At 70.8% G+C, this 16,510-nt stretch carries 17 protein-coding genes; 1 reads left to right on the forward strand and 16 read right to left on the reverse strand.

What is annotated here, in order from left to right; genetic code table 11:
• Nucleotides 1-15 precede the first annotated feature (15 nt).
• The 4 genes from H8N03_RS26555 to H8N03_RS21830 form a co-directional block, all read right to left on the reverse strand.
• A complete protein-coding gene (locus H8N03_RS26555) occupies nucleotides 16-579 on the reverse strand; it encodes a hypothetical protein (protein WP_187078339.1) in 564 nt (187 codons plus the stop codon).
• Complete coding sequence (locus H8N03_RS21820; RefSeq protein ID WP_187078340.1) at nucleotides 576-998, reverse strand: ExbD/TolR family protein; 423 nt, start codon at nucleotides 996-998, stop codon at nucleotides 576-578. The genes H8N03_RS26555 and H8N03_RS21820 overlap by 4 nt, the downstream gene beginning before the upstream one ends.
• Nucleotides 999-1,001: 3 nt before the next feature.
• Nucleotides 1,002-1,427: an ExbD/TolR family protein gene (locus H8N03_RS21825; RefSeq protein WP_187078341.1), complete on the reverse strand. Its 426-nt coding sequence runs from the start codon at nucleotides 1,425-1,427 to the stop codon at nucleotides 1,002-1,004.
• Nucleotides 1,428-1,513: 86 nt separating this feature from the next.
• The gene (locus H8N03_RS21830; protein WP_255428334.1) at nucleotides 1,514-2,269 is read right to left on the reverse strand and encodes a MotA/TolQ/ExbB proton channel family protein; all 756 of its coding nucleotides are present in this window, start codon (nucleotides 2,267-2,269) and stop codon (nucleotides 1,514-1,516) included.
• A 55-nt stretch (nucleotides 2,270-2,324) separates the two neighbouring features.
• On the opposite strand from H8N03_RS21830, the gene H8N03_RS21835 reads away from it, so the two are divergent.
• Nucleotides 2,325-2,828, forward strand: coding sequence for an NUDIX hydrolase (locus tag H8N03_RS21835; RefSeq protein ID WP_187078343.1), 504 nt, complete (start codon nucleotides 2,325-2,327; stop codon nucleotides 2,826-2,828).
• Nucleotides 2,829-2,944: 116 nt separating this feature from the next.
• Here H8N03_RS21835 and H8N03_RS21840 read toward each other — a convergent pair whose 3' ends face one another.
• From H8N03_RS21840 to H8N03_RS21895, 12 genes are all read right to left on the reverse strand, one after another.
• Complete coding sequence (locus H8N03_RS21840) at nucleotides 2,945-3,931, reverse strand: Bug family tripartite tricarboxylate transporter substrate binding protein (protein WP_187078344.1); 987 nt, start codon at nucleotides 3,929-3,931, stop codon at nucleotides 2,945-2,947.
• 85 nt (nucleotides 3,932-4,016) lie between these two features.
• Nucleotides 4,017-5,216 (reverse strand): tricarballylate utilization 4Fe-4S protein TcuB, encoded by a 1,200-nt coding sequence (gene tcuB / locus H8N03_RS21845; protein WP_187078345.1) that lies wholly within the window; start codon nucleotides 5,214-5,216, stop codon nucleotides 4,017-4,019.
• Nucleotides 5,200-6,606, reverse strand: coding sequence for an FAD-dependent tricarballylate dehydrogenase TcuA (gene tcuA / locus H8N03_RS21850; protein WP_187078346.1), 1,407 nt, complete (start codon nucleotides 6,604-6,606; stop codon nucleotides 5,200-5,202). The genes tcuB and tcuA overlap by 17 nt, the downstream gene beginning before the upstream one ends.
• A 60-nt stretch (nucleotides 6,607-6,666) precedes the next feature.
• Entirely contained in the window at nucleotides 6,667-7,602 is a 936-nt protein-coding gene (locus H8N03_RS21855) for a LysR family transcriptional regulator (protein ID WP_187078347.1), read from the reverse strand.
• A gap of 139 nt (nucleotides 7,603-7,741) precedes the next feature.
• Nucleotides 7,742-9,055 carry a hypothetical protein gene (locus H8N03_RS21860; RefSeq protein ID WP_187078348.1) on the reverse strand — a complete coding sequence of 438 codons (1,314 nt, stop codon included), beginning with the start codon at nucleotides 9,053-9,055 and terminating at the stop codon, nucleotides 7,742-7,744.
• An 80-nt stretch (nucleotides 9,056-9,135) separates the two neighbouring features.
• On the reverse strand, nucleotides 9,136-10,386 hold the full coding sequence (locus tag H8N03_RS21865) for an FkbM family methyltransferase (protein ID WP_187078349.1): 1,251 nt from the start codon (nucleotides 10,384-10,386) through the stop codon (nucleotides 9,136-9,138).
• An 8-nt stretch (nucleotides 10,387-10,394) separates the two neighbouring features.
• Nucleotides 10,395-11,273 carry an FkbM family methyltransferase gene (locus H8N03_RS21870; protein WP_187078350.1) on the reverse strand — a complete coding sequence of 293 codons (879 nt, stop codon included), beginning with the start codon at nucleotides 11,271-11,273 and terminating at the stop codon, nucleotides 10,395-10,397.
• A complete protein-coding gene (locus H8N03_RS21875) occupies nucleotides 11,270-13,495 on the reverse strand; it encodes a glycosyltransferase (protein ID WP_187078351.1) in 2,226 nt (741 codons plus the stop codon). The genes H8N03_RS21870 and H8N03_RS21875 overlap by 4 nt, the downstream gene beginning before the upstream one ends.
• Nucleotides 13,489-13,944 carry a hypothetical protein gene (locus H8N03_RS21880; protein WP_187078352.1) on the reverse strand — a complete coding sequence of 152 codons (456 nt, stop codon included), beginning with the start codon at nucleotides 13,942-13,944 and terminating at the stop codon, nucleotides 13,489-13,491. Before H8N03_RS21880 ends, H8N03_RS21875 begins: the two co-directional genes overlap by 7 nt.
• Nucleotides 13,945-13,958: 14 nt before the next feature.
• Complete coding sequence (locus H8N03_RS21885) at nucleotides 13,959-14,588, reverse strand: ABC transporter ATP-binding protein (RefSeq protein ID WP_187078353.1); 630 nt, start codon at nucleotides 14,586-14,588, stop codon at nucleotides 13,959-13,961.
• Entirely contained in the window at nucleotides 14,585-15,379 is a 795-nt protein-coding gene (locus H8N03_RS21890; protein ID WP_187078354.1) for an ABC transporter permease, read from the reverse strand. Before H8N03_RS21890 ends, H8N03_RS21885 begins: the two co-directional genes overlap by 4 nt.
• Complete coding sequence (locus tag H8N03_RS21895; protein WP_255428335.1) at nucleotides 15,376-16,494, reverse strand: KpsE/RkpR family capsule polysaccharide export protein; 1,119 nt, start codon at nucleotides 16,492-16,494, stop codon at nucleotides 15,376-15,378. The genes H8N03_RS21890 and H8N03_RS21895 overlap by 4 nt, the downstream gene beginning before the upstream one ends.
• Nucleotides 16,495-16,510: the final 16 nt, after the last annotated feature.

A 16,510-nucleotide genomic window follows, 5' to 3' on the forward strand; every position in this document is an offset into this window, starting at 1 on the left:
CGCGGAAGGTGAGCGTCAGCGAACCCCACCGCCCCCACCGCGCGCGAAGCGCCAACACCGCACCCCCTCCTCCGCCATCGGCAGCACGTTGAGCAGGAACACCGCCGCCGCCGCCCCCGCCAGGTACTCCCCCGGCCACGGCACCTCCTTCGCCCGCAGCGCAAAATCCGGCACCCCCGCATCGAACAGCGCCAGCACCTGCTCCCACGCCATCACGGCCAGCAGCGCCAGCACCACCAGCGGCAGGATCTCCATGAAGCTGTGCACCATCTGCTCGAAAGGCCGCACCTCGCGCAGCGGCACCGCGTAGCGCAGCTCGATGAAGGTGGTGACCTCGTGCGCCAGGAAGGCGGCGAAGACCAGCATCAGCACCGCGGCGTCGATCTCCAGCAGCCCCACCGCCAGCAGCGCGATCCCCGCCTCGGCAAACAGGAACCAGTGGAATACGTTCTCCGGCCAGCCGCTGGTGCGTTCGATGGCAGTGCGGCGGTGGCACCACCAGTCCGCGAGGCCGGCGGCGATCCAGACCGGGATCACCGCCCACATCAGCACCAGCTCGGCCGCCTCCTGCAACCTCATGGCGCGAACTGCTCCATCCCCACGATCCCGATCTTCTGCAGGTTCTGCCGCTGCGCGCTGGTGAGCGCCGCCGCGACCGCCTCGTACTTCGCGCGCCGGTCCGGGCGCACGTGGATCTCGGGTTGCTGCGCCTGCCCCGCCGCCTCGCGCAGCTTCGCGTCCAGCGCGGTGCGGTCGGCGAGCGGCTCGCCGTTCCAGAGGAAGCGTCCGGCGGCATCGATGTCGAGCTGCACGACCACGGGCGGTGCCGTTGGCGGCGGCGCATTGCGTCCCGGCATTTCCAGGCTCACCGCCTGCAGCTGGATGGGGATGGTGACGATCAGCATCACGAGCAGGACCAGCAGCACGTCCACCAGCGGCGTCGTGTTGATGTCCACGATCGGTTCGGGATCGGCCTCGGTGCCGGCGCGGATGTGCATGGCTCAGCGCGGTGGGGGTTCGGTGAGGAAGCCGATGCGGGCGATGCCCGCCTGCTGCGCGGCGAGCACCACGCGGCCGATCGCGTCGTAGTCCGCGCGCACGTCGCCGCGGATGTGCAGCTCGGGCTGCGGCTGCATCGCGGAGATCTTGACCAGCAACTGGCGCAGGGACTCGGCGTCCGGCAGGCGCGTCTCGAACCACCAGGTCGCGCCGGTGGCGTCCACCGTCACGATCACGTTCTCCTGCTGCGCGTCGCGCTGCTGGTTCTGCTCGCGCGGCAGGTTCACCGCGATCGAGCTGTTCACGACCGGGATGGTGATGAGGAAGATGATCAGCAGCACCAGCATCACGTCCACCAGCGGCGTGGTGTTGATGCTGGCGATCAGCGGATCCTCCCCGGCGCCGGGGTCCCGGAACTGGATGGCCACTTACATGGCCCCCACGCTCGACGCCTTCGGCATCGAGCTGCCCCCCGAGGGGGCGTTCGCGTCTTGGGGCGGCCCGGCGACGCTCATCAAGCGCCCTTGCCGCCAGTGGCGAGCAGCACCGTGTGCAGGTCGGAGCCGAAGGCGCGCACCGTGTCCATCGCCACCTTGTTGCGGCGGACCAGCCAGTTGTAGCCGAGCACCGCCGGCACGGCGACCGCCAGGCCGATGGCCGTCATGATCAGCGCTTCACCGACGGGGCCCGCCACCTTGTCGATGGACGCCTGCCCCGACGCGCCGATGCGCACCAGCGCGTTGTAGATGCCCCAGACCGTGCCGAACAGGCCGACGAAGGGCGCGGTGGAACCCACCGTGGCCAGCACCGCGAGCCCTTCCTGCGTGCGGCTGTGCACCGTGCCCACGGCGCGCTCGATGCTCTGCGCCACCCAGGTATTGAGGTCCACCTTGCCGATCAGGCCGTCGTGCTTGCGCGTGGCCTCGATCGCCGACTCCGCGATGAAGCGGTAGGGGCTGCCGGGCTGCAGCGCCTCGGCGCCCTGCTGCACCGAGTCGGCCTTCCAGAAGCGTTCGTTGGCCACGCGGCCCTGGCCGCCCATGCGCGACTGCGCGAGCAGCTTGGCGACCAGCACGTACCAGCTCGCCAGCGACATGACCACCAGCAGCACGATGGTGATGCGCGAGACGATGTCGCCCTGCGCCCACAGCGCGCCGAGGCCGTACGGGTTGGCGGCGGCCGGTGGAGCCTGGATGGCGGGAAGGGCGGATTGCGCCGCGGCGGGGAGCGCGGCAAGGGTGGCGAGCAAGGCGGTGGCGGTGCGTAGCATGGAGTGCGGGGAGCCTGCGAGGCCACCATTCTGGCCACAAACAACATAATGCGCCATGGACAACCGTTGGCGACCGAGCGTCACCGTGGCCGCCGTGATCGAGCGTGACGGCCGCTTCCTGATGATCGAAGAAGAAACGCACGAAGGATTGCGCATCAACAATCCGGCCGGCCACCTGGACCCGGGCGAGACGCCCGCCGAGGGCTGCGCCCGCGAGGCGCTGGAGGAAACCGCCTGGCACTTCCGCCCCACGCAGCTCCTGGGCGTCTACATCTCGCGCTTCCAGCGCTCCACGACCGGCGAGGACGTCACCTACCTGCGCTTCGCCTTCACCGGCGAACTGGGCGAGGAGGAAAAGGGCCGCGCCCTGGACTTCGGGATCGTCCGCACGCTGTGGATGACGCCGGAGGAACTGCGCGCCACCGCGGACCGCCACCGCAGCCCGCTGGTGCTGCGCTGCATCGAGGATTACCTGAAGGGGATCCGGTATCCGCTGGAGTCCATCTACTCGGACCCGAGCATCCGCGGCCCGGGCTGGGACCGCGACGAGGGCTCGTAGGCTGGGTTTCGCGCCAGCGAACCCCAGCGATCCCGCGCAGGCGCTGGGGTTCGCTCGCGCGAAACCCAGCCTGCGGTGCGTGCGCGCATCCCGGCCCCGGGAGGCGGACCCGCGGCTCAATCCGCCTTGATCTGCGCCCTCTTCACGATATCGCTCCAGATCTTCTGTTCCCGTGCGATGAACTGCGCGAACTCCTGCGGCGGGCCGCCGCCGCCCACCGCGTTGTCGGTGGCGAAGCGTTCCGTCACCGCGCTGGAGCGCAGCGCCTTGAACGACTCCTCCTGCAGCCGCTTCACGACCTCCGGCGGCGTGCCCGCCGGCGCGAGGATGCCGTACCACTGCGAGGTCTCGAAGTCCTTGTAGCCCATCTCCTGCACCGTCGGCACGTCCGGCAGCGCGGGGATGCGCTGGTGCGTGCCGACCGCGATGGCGCGCAGCTTGCCCGAGCGGATGTGCGCGCCCAGCGCCGGCATGCCCGCCGATGAAGCCTGCGTCCGGCCCGCCAGCAAGTCCGTGAGCTGCGGGCCGGTGCCGCGGTACGGGATGTGCGTGATGTACATGCCGGTCACCAGCTTCAGGTACTCCATCGCAAGGTGCCCCGCGCTCGCATTCCCGGCGGAGCCGTAGCTCAGTTTCCCCGGATTCGCCTTCACGTGCGCGACGAACTCCCGGAAGTTCCTGGCCGGCACGTCCGGGTGGATCACGAAGACGTTCGGCACCTTGGCCAGCAGCGTGACGGGGATGAAGTCCTTGTTCACGTCGTACGGCTGGTTGGCCAGCATGTACGGGTTGACGGCGAGCGTGCCCACGTGGCCGAGGATGATGGTGTGGCCGTCCGGCGCCGCGTGCGCCGCCTCCTGCATGGCCACCACGCCGGCGCCGCCGGGCTTGTTCTCCACGTACACGGTCTGGCCCAGCTGCTTCGTCAGCTCCGCGGCGACGGAACGCGCCACGATCTCCGAGGTGCCGCCCGGCGCGAAAGGCACGAGGAAGCGGACGGACTTCGTGGGCCAGGTGCCCTGCGCGCGCACCCAGGGCAAGGCCAGGGCGGCAGCGGTTCCGGCGACGAAGGTGCGGCGGCGCAGGACGGATGGGATGGCCATGCGGTGTCTCCTCGTTCTTCCCTGCCACCGTACACAAGGGCGTTCCGGACGGGTACCGGCGCAAACCCTGCCGCGCGCTGCTCCTTCAGTCCGCCCCCAGCGCGATCTTGCCGGGCAGGCGTTTTTCGATGTTGTGTTTGAAGAGGGCGGCCGCGCGGTAGACCGCGTGCGCGAACTTGCCGTAAGGCAGGGTGAGGAACAGCGCCAGGACCACCCCGAGGTGCACGGCGAGCAGCAAGGCCATCGCAGCCGTGTCGCGCGCGGCGAGCAGCACCAGGCCCGTCGCGCTCGTGAGCAGCAGCAGGGCGATGAAGCCGCGGTCCATGGGGCGCTGCGCCACGTCGCCTTCCAGCGGATGGCGGCGCAGGTTCAGCCACAGCAGGCCCGCGGGTCCCACCAGCAGCCCGATGCCGCCGAGGGTGCCGAGCACGACGGGCAGGCTCCAGAGCGGATACGGCGCGGGGAGCCCCAGCGCATAGTGGTACAGCGTGGCCACGCTGGTCGCGGCGAAGCACAGGAGGAAGCCGTAGAAGGTGAGGTGGTGGAAGCGCCGGCGCGCGAGCGTGAAGCGGTCGTCGTCCTCGTTGCAGCCGTCGCCGTGGCCCCCGCCGAGATACGTCAGCGCCAGCGCATTGCGCGTCGCCTCGCCTGCCGCTCCCGGCGCGGAGGCACCCGGTGCCACGTCGCGCCAGAAGCGCGCCGCGCCCATCGCGAGTGCGAACAGCACGAACAGGAACACCGCCCCGAAGACGCCGGCCATCAGGTTGTGCGGGAACACCGTGTAGAAGTTGCCCTGCAGGGGACCTGGCCACAGCGTGCCGTGCAGCGCCAGCGCGAGCACCAGGAACAGCGCCAGGCCGAACGCCGTGGCGAGCGCCACCACCAGCCCGTTGCGCGCGTACAGCGCGCCGAATCCGGCCGGCCACGCGTAGTGCGCGTAGGTCTCCCGCCGCACGCGCGCCATGGCCTGCGGCACCGCCACGGCGAACTCGTGCGGCGGCGCGTACTGGCACGCGTGCAGGCAGGCGCCGCAGTTGTGGCACAGGTTCGCGAGGTAGTGCACGTCGGCGCGCCCGAACTCCAGGCGGCGCGTCATCGCGGGGAAGACGGCGCAGAAGCCTTCGCAGTAGCGGCAGGCATTGCAGATCTGCATCTGGCGCGCGACTTCGGCTTCGTTGGCCGTCAGCGGCGCGGCGGGGCGGATGGGGATGACGCGCGGATTCGCGGTCCCGATCCCGTCGGTGTCGGCGCGGGCGCGCTCCACCACGTCAAGCAGCGGCTGCATGCACTTCTCCCTTCAATGCAGCGCGCGCCGCTTCCGTGCCGGCGATGCGGCCGAAAGCCGTGCCTATGCTCATGCCGACGCCGGCGGTGTAGCCCTTGCCGAGCACGTTGCCGGCCATCATCTCGCCGGCGACGAACAGGTTGTCGCTGGGCACGCCGCCGAAGTGCACGGCCGCCTGCTCGTTCGTCTTCAGCCCGAGGTAGGTGAAGGTGATGCCCGGCTTGAGCGCGTAGCCGAGGAAGGGCGGCGTGTCGATCGGCCGGGCCCAGTGCGATTTCACGGGCGTGAGTCCCTCCGTGTGGCAGTCGTCCAGCACCGTGTGGTCGAAGCTGCCGACGCGGCAAGCGGCGTTGTAGTCGGTCAGCGTCTTCATGAACGCGTCTTCCGGCAGTTGCAGCGCGCGCGCCAGTTCCGGCAGGCTGTCCGCGCGCACGCCCGGGAACACCGGCGGCATGAAGCGGCCCACGGCCTGGCTGTCGATGATGCAGTAGCCGACCTGCCCCGGCTGCAGCGCCACGAGCCGGCCCCAGATCGCGTAGCGCTTCGGCCAGAAGTCCTCGCCTTCGTCGTAGAAGCGCAGGCCCTCGCGGTTGACCATGACGCCGAGCGACACCGCATCGACGCGTGTGCAGATGCCGCCGTCGTAGAGCGGCGCGCGGGCGTCGATGGCGACGCAGTGCGACTGCGACGGGTCGCCGATGATGTCCGCGCCCTGCCCCATCATGAACTTCAGCAGCGTGCCCTGGTTGAAGCGGGTGCCGCGGATCAGGAAGTTGTCCGCCGGCCACTCGCCGCGCTCGTTCCGGCCCCAGGCTTCGCGCAGCCACTCTCGGTTGGACTCGAAGCCGCCGGCCGCGAGCACGCAGGCCCTGGCTTCGATGCGCTCGCCGCCCACGAAGGCGGCGACGAAGCGGCCGTCGCGCAGCTCCAGCCGGTCCACGGGCGCGTCGTAGCGGATGCGCACGCCGAGGTTCTCCGCGCTGCGGTAGTACGCGTTGACGAGGGCCTTGCCACCACCCATGAAGAAGGCATTGGTGCGCGACAGGTGCAAGGTGCCGGCGAGCGAGGGCTGGAAGCGCACGCCGTGCCGGCGCATCCAGGGGCGGCAGGTGGAGGAGGCGCGGATGGTGAGGCGGGCGAGCTTCTCGTCGGTGTTGCCGCCGGTGACCTTCAGCAGGTCCTGCCAGAACTCTTCTTCCGGGTAGGCGTCGAGCAGCACGTCCTGGGGCGCGTCGTGCATGCAACGCAGGTTGCGCGTGTGCTGCGAGTTGCCGCCCCGCCATTCGCGCGGCGCGGCTTCCAGCAGCAGCACGCTGGCGCCGGCCTCGCGCGCCATCAGCGCGGCGCACAGCGCGGCGTTGCCGCCGCCGATGACAAGGACATCGATCATGGCGGCGGATTCTGGAGCGGCTTCCCCCGCGCGGGAAGCCTCCGGGGGCTCATGGGGGTATCACGATCCGTGATGGCTGAGCGTCGCGCCGCCCCACCGGCCTGCTTCCACCAGCTCGCGGGCGCAGGCTGCCAGCACCACGCGCACCGCCAGCGCCGCAGGGGAGAGCTCGTCGTCCGAGAGGCTGCACAGGGAGTTGAGCCGCACGACCTGCGCATCGGCGATCTCGGCGAGCTGGAAGCGCTCCTGGGCGTCGGCGAAGCGGCCCAGCGCGGCCCAGGGCTGGATCGTCCCGGCCAGGCCGGCGGCGACCGCGTCCATCAGCATGGTGAGCGAGTCGATCTCGGTGGTGACGTCGGGCTTCAGCCGCGCGCGGGTGAACGCGGCGTCGAGCGTGCTGCGCAGGCCATGGCTTTCGCTGGGCAGGATCAGCGGCCTGCCGCGGAGGTCCTTGAGACGGACCCTCGCCGGGAGCGCCTTCGTGCCCTGGCGTGCCTCGATGAGGAACAGCTTTTCCTCCAGCAGCGGCGTCACGCTCCAGCGCCGCGCCGGATGCGTGTCGAACAGCACGGCGAGATCCAGCTGGCGCGCATTGAGCATCGTGGAGAGGTGGCCGGAGAGGCTTTCGACCATGTGCAGCCGCACGTCGGGGTAGCGCTCGCGCATCGCGCGCATCAGCGGCAGGCCGAGCACCGAGGCGGTGGTGGGCGCGAGCCCCACGCTGACGCTGCCGGACAGCCGCGACTGCTGTGCGGCCCGCATGGCTTCGTCGGCGTGGCGCAGGGCGAGCTGCGCTTCGCGGAAGAACGCGAGGCCGGCTTCCGTGGGGGCGACGCCCTTGGCGCTGCGCTGCAGGAGCCGGGTGGAGAGCTCGCTTTCGAGGCGGCTGATCTGCTGGCTCAGGGCGGACTGCACGACCCCGAGCTCCAGCGCCGCGCGGCTCATGGAGCCGAGTTCGACGACGCGGGCGAAGTAGCGGAGCTGGCGGAGTTCCATGGGGGGATTAGAGCGTGATCGGTGGGGTTCGCTCGCGCTCACCGTCGGCGGCTGTCGCCGCCCCACCCTACTGGCGCCGGTAGGGTGGGCCGGCGAACGCCGGCGACGGTGAACGAATGTGAACCCCACCGATCGGCGCTTACCGCGCGCACTTGTCCGTCAACGCCCGCCCGATCACCGACGGCGCCTGCAGCAACCCACCCGCCGCCGACTCGCGCGTCGGCGCGTGCAGGCAGTCGTCGCGCCCCGCGCCTTCGATGCCCTGCTCCAGGACGCCCTTGCGCTCGCCGCGCCGCAGCTGCTCGTTCGCCATGTCGGCCAGGCTGCGCCGCTGCGTGTTCCAGGGCCCCGGCACGATCGCCCGCGGCGACGGCGGCAGGATCACCGGAGCGGGCGGCAGCGCCGGAGGACGCACGGGCGCGACGCCGGGCTCGCCCCAGCCGGAAGACGGCGCCGGCGCGGCGGCCGGTGGCGCCGGGGCGGCGGGGCCAGGCGCCGTGATGGGGCCGGACGGCGCGGCGGGCGCGGGCGCGGCCGCAGGCGGGCTCGCCACCGGTGCCGCGGGCGCGGGCGGGGCCGGCGGCGCGGGAACCGGTGCAGGCGCGGGAGGCGCAGGCACCGGTGCGGGCGCTGGCGGTGCGGGCACCGGCGCAGGGGCCGGCGGAGCGGGGACGGGAGCGGGTGCCGGCGGCGCGGGGACGGGCGCCGGGGCAGGCGGCGCGGGGACGGGCGCTGGAGCGGGTACGGGAGCCGGTGCCGGTTCGGGCACCGGTACCGGCGCGGGAGCAGGCACCGGGACGGGGGCAGGCGCGGGCACTGGTTCCGGTGCGGGAGCAGGCACGGGCACGGGCGCCGGCGCGGGAACGGGGACAGGTGCCGGCACCGGCTCCGGCACCGGCACAGGAACGGCCGCCGGCACCGGCACCGGCGGCACTTCCACCGGCGGCGGCGGCAGCGGCGGCGCGGGCTCCGGTGCGGCCACGGAAGGAGCGGGCTCCGGCGGCGGCAGCGGCGCCGGCTCCGGCTCCCGCTGCGGCACGCTCAGTTGCGACTCCGTGCGCATGCGCGGCGGCGCCGCGGGCGCCTGCTCGGGCCGCGGCGACTCGCGGCGCTGGCGCTTCGGCTCGGGCTTGCGCAGCTGCAGTTCCGGCAAGGTGTCCGTCGCGCGCAGCGGCATGCTGGACTCCGGCCGCAGCGTGAACACCGACAGCGGATCCCCCGGCGTGCCGGGCGTGGCCTGCGGTGTGATGGCGCGGCTCGGGGGCGGCGCAGCCGGCGCAGGCGGATTCGCGGGACGGATCGCCTGCACGACGACGTAGCGCACCGCCTGCTGCACGGGCGCGTACTGCAGCAGCAGCCACACCAGCGCGACGTGCAGCAGCCCGCTGGCGGCGAAGCCGGCGGGCGACATCCGCTGGCGGGGCAGCGGGATGGAGGCGGGGCGAAGGAGCATTTATGGCGGTGCGCCGGGATAATCGCACACCGCCACGCCGGCCGTGCCTCCGCGCTGCGCGGAGGCGCGCCGCGTCGCGCCTAGGCGTGCCGCTGCGGGTGCACGGCGAGCAGGTCCCACTCGACGTCCTGCCCCGGCGCGACGACCGGGATGCCGTCGGGCCCCAGCCGCACGTGCTCGCGGTGGACCAGTGCATACCCATGGCCACGCAGGAAGTCGTACACCTCCGTGAACTCGTAGCCTGCCTTGCGCATCCAGAAGGGCGCGATCTCGATGAAGATCGTCGGCCGGTCGTTCCGGAGGATGCGCGTCATGCCCTGCAGGACGAACAGTTCGTACGCCTGCACGTCGATCTTCGCGAAGGCGACCCTCCGGCCGCCGGCATGCCTGGCCACGAGGTCGTCGAGCGGGTGCACTTCGACGAGCTCCCCGGGGTTGTCGCGAAAGGTGGTGGTCGTATCGACGCCGAGCTGGCCGAAACTGCATTCGCCGTCGTAGTTGATCGGGTACATCGTGACGTGCCCGTGCTGCTGGCCCGCGGCAGCGTGCACCGCGACGATGTTCTCGCCGCGATTCATCAGCGCGTTGGCCTGCACGAGCTGGCACATGAGCCGCTGCGCCTCGACCGCGACCACGAGTCCGCGCGGCCCGGCCAGCTTCGAGAAGACGACCGCATGGTGGCCGATGTTCGCGCCCACGTCGAGCACCAGGTCGCCGGGGCGGACGTGCTGCCGGAAGATTTCGATGTCGTCCGGCGCCCACGAGCCCACCTGCGCAATGGCGGACGGCAGCAGGTCGTCGGTGCGCAGCGCGAGGAAGTCGCCCCAGTCGCCGTGCACGATCTTGATGCGCTCGTTCAGCAGCGACGTCCTGGCCACGGGTGTCGGCGCATTCCTGAACTGCAGGCCGAGCAGCCACGCCTCGCTGCGGTCGTACGGCCGCCCCTCGACGGGCACCGACTCGATGGTCACCTCGAAGTCCTGCGTCTGCGCCGGCAGGTCGACGATCGTCGTGCCCGCACTCTCCTCCTCGGACAGCACGATGGTGCGCGTGTCGTCGCCGATGGTGACCTTCACGGCCCCGCTCCAGCCGTGGCGAAGGAATTCCAGCCCGACGGTGTCCGGGCTGCAGAGCAACACCAGCGGGCGCTGGAATGCGTACGTCCGCAGGGCTTCGCCCTCTGCCCAGGGGTGCGCCACGCGCTCCCAGCCCGTGCCGAGCACCTGGCGGCAGAGCCTCGACGAAAGCGCCTCGCCCGCCGTGTGCTTGGCGGCGGCGCGCTCGTGCGTGGATGGATCCCGCTGCGAGACGGCACGGATAGCTTCGGCCATTTGTGGTCTCATCCCTTTCTCTTCAGCAGCACGTTGTCGTAGGCGTCGTCGTCGAGGACGTTTACCGGATAAGGCTCGGGCGCCCCCTCGCCTTCGGGAATGCGCATGATCTCCAGCCCGAGGGTTTCGAGCAGCTGCAGCATGTGCGACGGCCGGTAGCCGGCGGCGATCATCTGGCGCGAAGACCATTCCATGACGACCTCCAGCCGGGGCGATTCGGCGATCACCCGGCGCGCGCCCGAAAGAACGCCATATTCGTGCCCCTCCACATCGAGCTTCACGAGGTCGATGGCGGTACCGGCCGGCACGAGGTCGTCCAGGCGGCGCAGCGGCACGTCGACAAGGTCATCCCTGCCATCGGCGGAACGGGTGAGCGACCCGTTGGCGGCGCGATCGGCGGGCACGCACAGCTGCACCACGCCCTCGGCCGCGCCGAGCGCCACCGGGTGGATGTCGATCGGGCACATAGACCAGTTGATCAGCGCGTTGGCCCGCAGCAGCTTCAGCAGCTTGGGGTTCGGTTCGACCGCCCAGACGCGCCCGCTGCCGGAGCCGCCGATGCCGGCGCCCACCAGGCAGGTGAAGTAGCCGAAGTTCGCGCCGATGTCCACGAACTTCAGGTCCGGATGCACGCGGCGCGCGAAGAAGCGCGAGAGGTCGGCCTCCCATTGGCGATAGACCACCAGTTGCGGCGTCATGATCAGGTCGTGAGGATCGACCAGGTATTTCGTGCCGTAGAGCGTCTGCACCAGCAGCTGGTCGTCCGCCAGGCGCACGCCGAACGGGCCGACCAGGCGGCGGATGTCCTGCACCGACTCGCGCAGCGACGCCATCTCGGCGCGAAGCTCCGCCACCTGCTGCAGCAGCTGTTCCTGGATGTCGCTCATGCCACCATCTCCCGCACGGCCGGCGCGGCCTGCGCCCATTCCGCATAGCTCGCGGCGACGCTGCCCGCCATGGCCTCCGTCGTGAAGCGCTCCTCGAAGGCCTCGAGCGCCCGGCGTCCGAGGCGCTCGCGCAATGCCGGCGACGCCAGCAGCTGCGAGAGCTTCTCCTGCAGGTCGGCGGCGTTCCCCGCCTCGAAGAGCAGGCCCGTGTCGCCGTCGTCGACCACCTCCTGGATGCCGCCGATGCGCGCACCGACGCAGGCCTTGCCGTAGCGCATCGCCTCCAGGAACACCAGCCCGAAGGACTCGTAGCGGCTGGGGCCGGCGAAGATGTCGCAGTCCGCGTAGAGGGCATGCAGGTCCTGCTGGCTCACCACGCCGGGAAAGCGGACGCGCCCGATCCAGGGCGCGCCGCCGTGGGCGGCGAGGAACCGGTCCTTGAGCGCCTGCTTGCCGTCGTAGTTGATGGCATGGTCGCCCGCGAGCGTCGCCTCCAGTTGCGGATGCGACTGCATCAGCGCCGGCAACGCGTCCAGCAGCAGGTCCACGCCCTTGCGCAGCTCGAAGCGGCCGACGAACAGCAGCCGGACGACGTCGCGGCGCGGCGCGGCGGATGGAAGCGGAACGCGATGGATGCCGTGCGGCACGACGCGGTACCGGTTGCGCGGAATCTGCAGCCCGTACGCCTGCTCGATGTCGCGCACGATGGCCGTGGAGTTGGCGAGGATGCGGTGCGCCTTCTGCAGCGCCCAGGCCTCGCCCGCGATGATCTTGTCGACGTGCGCCGCCTTGTACTCGGGGTTGTCGAGCCATTCCTTCTTGGTGGGCAGCACCAGCTTGAAGGTGGAGTGCAGGCTGAGCACGGTGGGGATGCTGCCGTCGGCGATGCAGGCGGCGCCCTCCAGGTCCCAGATCGGCGTGGAGACCACGTCGAGGCCGCGCCGCACGTGGATGCGCATGACCTCGTCGTACGCGGTATAGGCGTAGTCCTTGATCACCTGCGGCAGGTCCGGCAGCGCCGGCTCCGTGCGCTGCGGCTGCCAGTGCGGCACGATGCGGTGCACCCAGACGCCCTCCTCGTAGTCCACCGTCGGGTGCTCCGCGCCCTTGGTGACCACGCTGATCTCGTGCCCCGCAGCGGCGAGCCCCACGGCCAGCTCGTGGGTCCAGTTGCCGATGCCGCCGCACTGCGCCGGCGGGTACTCCTGGCTCAGGAAGCAGATGCGCAGGCGCTGCGCGTCGGCGGGGCGGCGCGCGAAGGGAAGGAACGGGCGCAAGAGGCGTTCGCACATCTCGCCTGCGAGGAACACCGGGCGATCGGCGAAGCCACGGTCGATCCCGTCGCGCAAGCCGCGGTCGATTTCGTCGTGCAGGCGCCGGTGGTGCTCCGGATCGATCCGGCCGTGCTCCAGGTACCAGTCGTAGTCGCGCCGCAGGCCGCGGCGGTAGTCCTCGAGGTGGCGCAGCACCTCGTCGAGCGAGCGTGCGGGCGCGCCGTGCCGGATGCAGAAATAGGCCTTGCTCTTGACGGAGAAGTAGATGCTCCTGGGCACCTTGTTCGCGTCGCGCAGGTGGCTGGACGCGTACTTGTGGTGCACCTCCGCGTTCGGGACGTACTCGACGCGCCAGCCGGCGTCGATGAGCCGCACCATCACGTCGGTCTCGTCGAGGAAGTACACGAACTCCTCGTCGAAGCCGCCGATGGCGAGCAGCGCGTTGCGCCGGAACGAGGAATTGGTGCCGGTGAGGCTGGGGAACCGGAACGGCCGCGCCCCGGTGTCGAGCCGACCTTCGGCCAGCGTGTCGAAGCTCTCGCCGCGCCCGAAGCGGTCGCACACCACAGCCTTGCACTGGAAGCTGTACCCCGTGTGGTCGCGGATGTAGCCGCCGACCGCAGCGACCAGGGGGTCCGCATAGCCGGTGGCGAGCTGGTCCAGCCAGTCGGGCTCCGGCATCGCATCGTCATCCAGGAAGCAGACGACGTCGCCCGCGGCCATCGCGATGCCGATGTTGCGCGACATCGAGAGGTTGGCCTGGCCGCAGCGGCCCACCTTCACGCGATCGCGCCAGCGTTCCAGCACCTGCTCGGTGCCGTCGGTGGACGGGCCGTTGACCACGATCACCTCGAACTTCGGGTAGCGCAGCGACTGCAGCGATTCCAGGGTGCGCGGCAGCGTGTGCGCGCGGTTGTACGTGTTGATGACGATGGAGAAGGTCAGCATCGGGGGGACCCCTGGGAAAGATGTTCGGCGGGCTCGTTGGCGGCGGGCTCGCGGCGGCTCAGGCCGGCGACGGCCGCGGCGAGCGCGTCGCGCTGGAAGGCCGCGTGCTGTTCGTGGCGGCCGATGCGCCGCTGCAGTCCTTCGACCGCGGCGCAGGCGAGCTGCTGCTGCACGCGCGCCGACTCGCGCGCGCGGGAAAGCTCGGACTCGAGTTCGGCGGTGCGGCGCTCCAGGTTCTCGAGCTGCCGCCGGAGCGCGTCGATAGTGGAGGCATAGGTGGAGAGCAGTCCATCCATCACCCGCGGCGGCGCCGCCGGTTCGCGGTGGAAGCGCTGCACCCACTTCCAGTAGCCGCGCATCATCGGGCCGAGCACGTGGGGACCGAGCACCGGCACCTGCAGGCTGCGCAGGTAGAACTCCTTCCACTCGGGGGGCAGTTTCTTGGGCATGCGGAAGCTCCTGGTCAGTGGGCCGCCGGCGCGGCATCGACGCGATGCAGCTTGCCGTCGGCGAGCAGGTGGATGACGTCGCAATGGCGGCGCACGTACTCGCCGTCGTGGGACACGAGGATCAGCGCGCGGTCGCTGCGCCTGACGAACAGCTCTTCGTGGCACTTCTCGTGGAAGCGCTCGTCGCCGACGGAGATGACCTCGTCGATGAGGAAGCAGTCGAAGTCGATGGCCATCGACACGGCGAACGCGAAGCGCGCGCGCATGCCGGAGGAATAGGTGCGCACGGGCTCGTGCAGGTAGCGCCCGAGCTCGGAGAAGTCGTCGACGTATCCCAGCTTGTCCTTCGCGTCCTGGCCGTAGATCCGGCAGATGAAGCGCAGGTTGTCGGCCCCGGTGAGGGAACCCTGGAAGGCGCCGCCGAAGGCCAGCGGCCACGACACGCGCATGCGCCGCTCGATGCGGCCCGCGGTGGGCGCCTCCGCTCCGCTCAGCAAGCGGATCAGCGTGGACTTGCCGGCGCCGTTGCGGCCGACGACGCCGATCTTCTCGCCGGGATGGACGGTGAGATCGAGCGCATCGAGCACGGTGGTGAGGCCGTGCCGGGTGGCGTAGCGTTTGGTCACCTCGCGCAGCGTGATCATTCGGGCGTGATCCTCCGGCTGACGTCCCGCACCTGCGAGAGCCCCAGCAGCGTGAGCCCGGCGCAGCAGGAGGCCAGGTAGCCGACGTCGTAGTGGGCGCGGATCGCGGAGCCGAACCAGCCTTCGCGCAGCAGCTCCACGCCATGCACCATCGGCAGCCAGAGCAGGAATTCCTGCACCTGCGGCGAGAAGATGTCGACCAGGAAGGCGGCGCCGGACAGCGGGAACAGCAGGTAGGCCGCAGGGTGCCAGAACTTCTCCAGCAGGTCGGACCGTTCGGCCAGCGCGCCGAGCAGCAGCGCCAGCGAGGCGCCGAACCACGCCAGCAGGAACCACGCCGCCAGCACCGTCAGCGGATCCTCCGGCGGTTCCATCCAGCCGATGAACCAGAACAGCAGCGAGAGCACGACGAAGGACATGGTCGCGCCGCCCGCTTCCAGCAGCAGCCGGGCGAGGAAGATGTCCAGCACCTTCACGTTGCGGTGGTACATCAGGGCGAGGTTCGGCCCGACGCCCCCGATGCAGCGCCCGGGCATGTTACGCCACAGGAGCACCGAGGAATAGCCCGTCACCGCGAACGCGACGATGGGCAGCTGCGCGTGATGCACCTGGGCCAGGCTCCACAAGGCGACGATGCCCAGCGTGAACAGCATGGGCTCGACGAACAGCCACAGGAAGCCGATGTTGTGGCGGCCGTAGCGCGTCAGCACTTCGCGCATCAGCAGGGCGCCGATGACGCGGCGCTGGATGCGCCAGCAGTCGGCAAGACTCGCTTGCGTGGCCAGTCTCATTCCTGGTGCTCCCTGATCCCCGCGAGCAGGAGCGCCAGGATGCCCCAGGCCACCAGGCCCAGCCCCAGCACGGCGATGACGCCGCGCACGCGGCGCGGCTCCTGCGCCATGTCGGGAACGCTGGGCTGCGCGATGCGCTCCAGGTAGACCTGCTGGCGCCGCGCCTCGTTGCGTGCGGTCTCCAGGCTGGTCAGCGCGCTCGCCAGCTGCTTGTTGGCGAAGTCGGCGTCGAGCACGAGGCGCTGGTACATGGGCGCCTTGCGGGTGAGCGCGCCGTTGCCGCCGGTGACCTTGCCCGATTCGGCGTCGATCGCGGCGCGCAGCGTATGGGCGCGGTTCTCCAGCGCCCCGATCTGCGGGTTCTGCGGCGTCAGCGCCTTGATCTGCGCCAGCTGCGTGGAAGTGGCGATCAGCTCGTCCTGCAGCTTCGCGACCTGCTGCAGTTGCACCGCCGCCTGGCGCTCGGGGTCGACCACCCCTTCCGCGCCGCGGTAGTTGGACAACGCGACCGCGGCCTCCCGCGCGCTCTGGCTGGCCTGCACGACTTCTGCCGTGGCGAAGCGGATCATGTCCTGGCGTCCGCGCTCGTTGAGGCGGTTGACCAGTTCCTCGCCCTGCGCCAGCAGCAGCCGGTTGATCGCCGCGGCGTCCTGCGCCGTGTAGGCACGCACGGTCAGCGTCGCGATCGACGAGGTGGGATCGATCTGCACCGACACCATCTTGCGGTAGTAGCGGTGGAGCGCCTCGAAGCTGTCGTCCGGCCACAGGCCCGCGAAGCGGCTGACGCGGTCGATGCCGGGGTCGCCGTACGACTTCCCGACCTTCAGCTGCGTGTCCAGGACCCGCAACGCGTCGCGCGAGAGCACGTAATCCTGCACGGTGTAGTTGTCGTCGGGCGCGCGGCTGAAGCCCACGCCCTGCAGCAGCGACCCGAGCGGCGACGTGACCTGGCGCTGCGGGCTGCGCACCACGAAGCGGCTCTCGGAGAGGTACACGTCCGAGGCGAGGACGCCGTAGTAGACGATCGCCAGCGCCGTCGGCAGCACGACGCACAGCAGGAACAACGGCGAGAGGCGGGAGAAGCGGGAGGACAGCGCCCGCACACGGTCTTTCATGGCAATGCTCTTCATT

Source organism: Ramlibacter cellulosilyticus, from assembly GCF_014297465.1.
Taxonomy (GTDB): domain Bacteria; phylum Pseudomonadota; class Gammaproteobacteria; order Burkholderiales; family Burkholderiaceae_C; genus Ramlibacter; species Ramlibacter cellulosilyticus.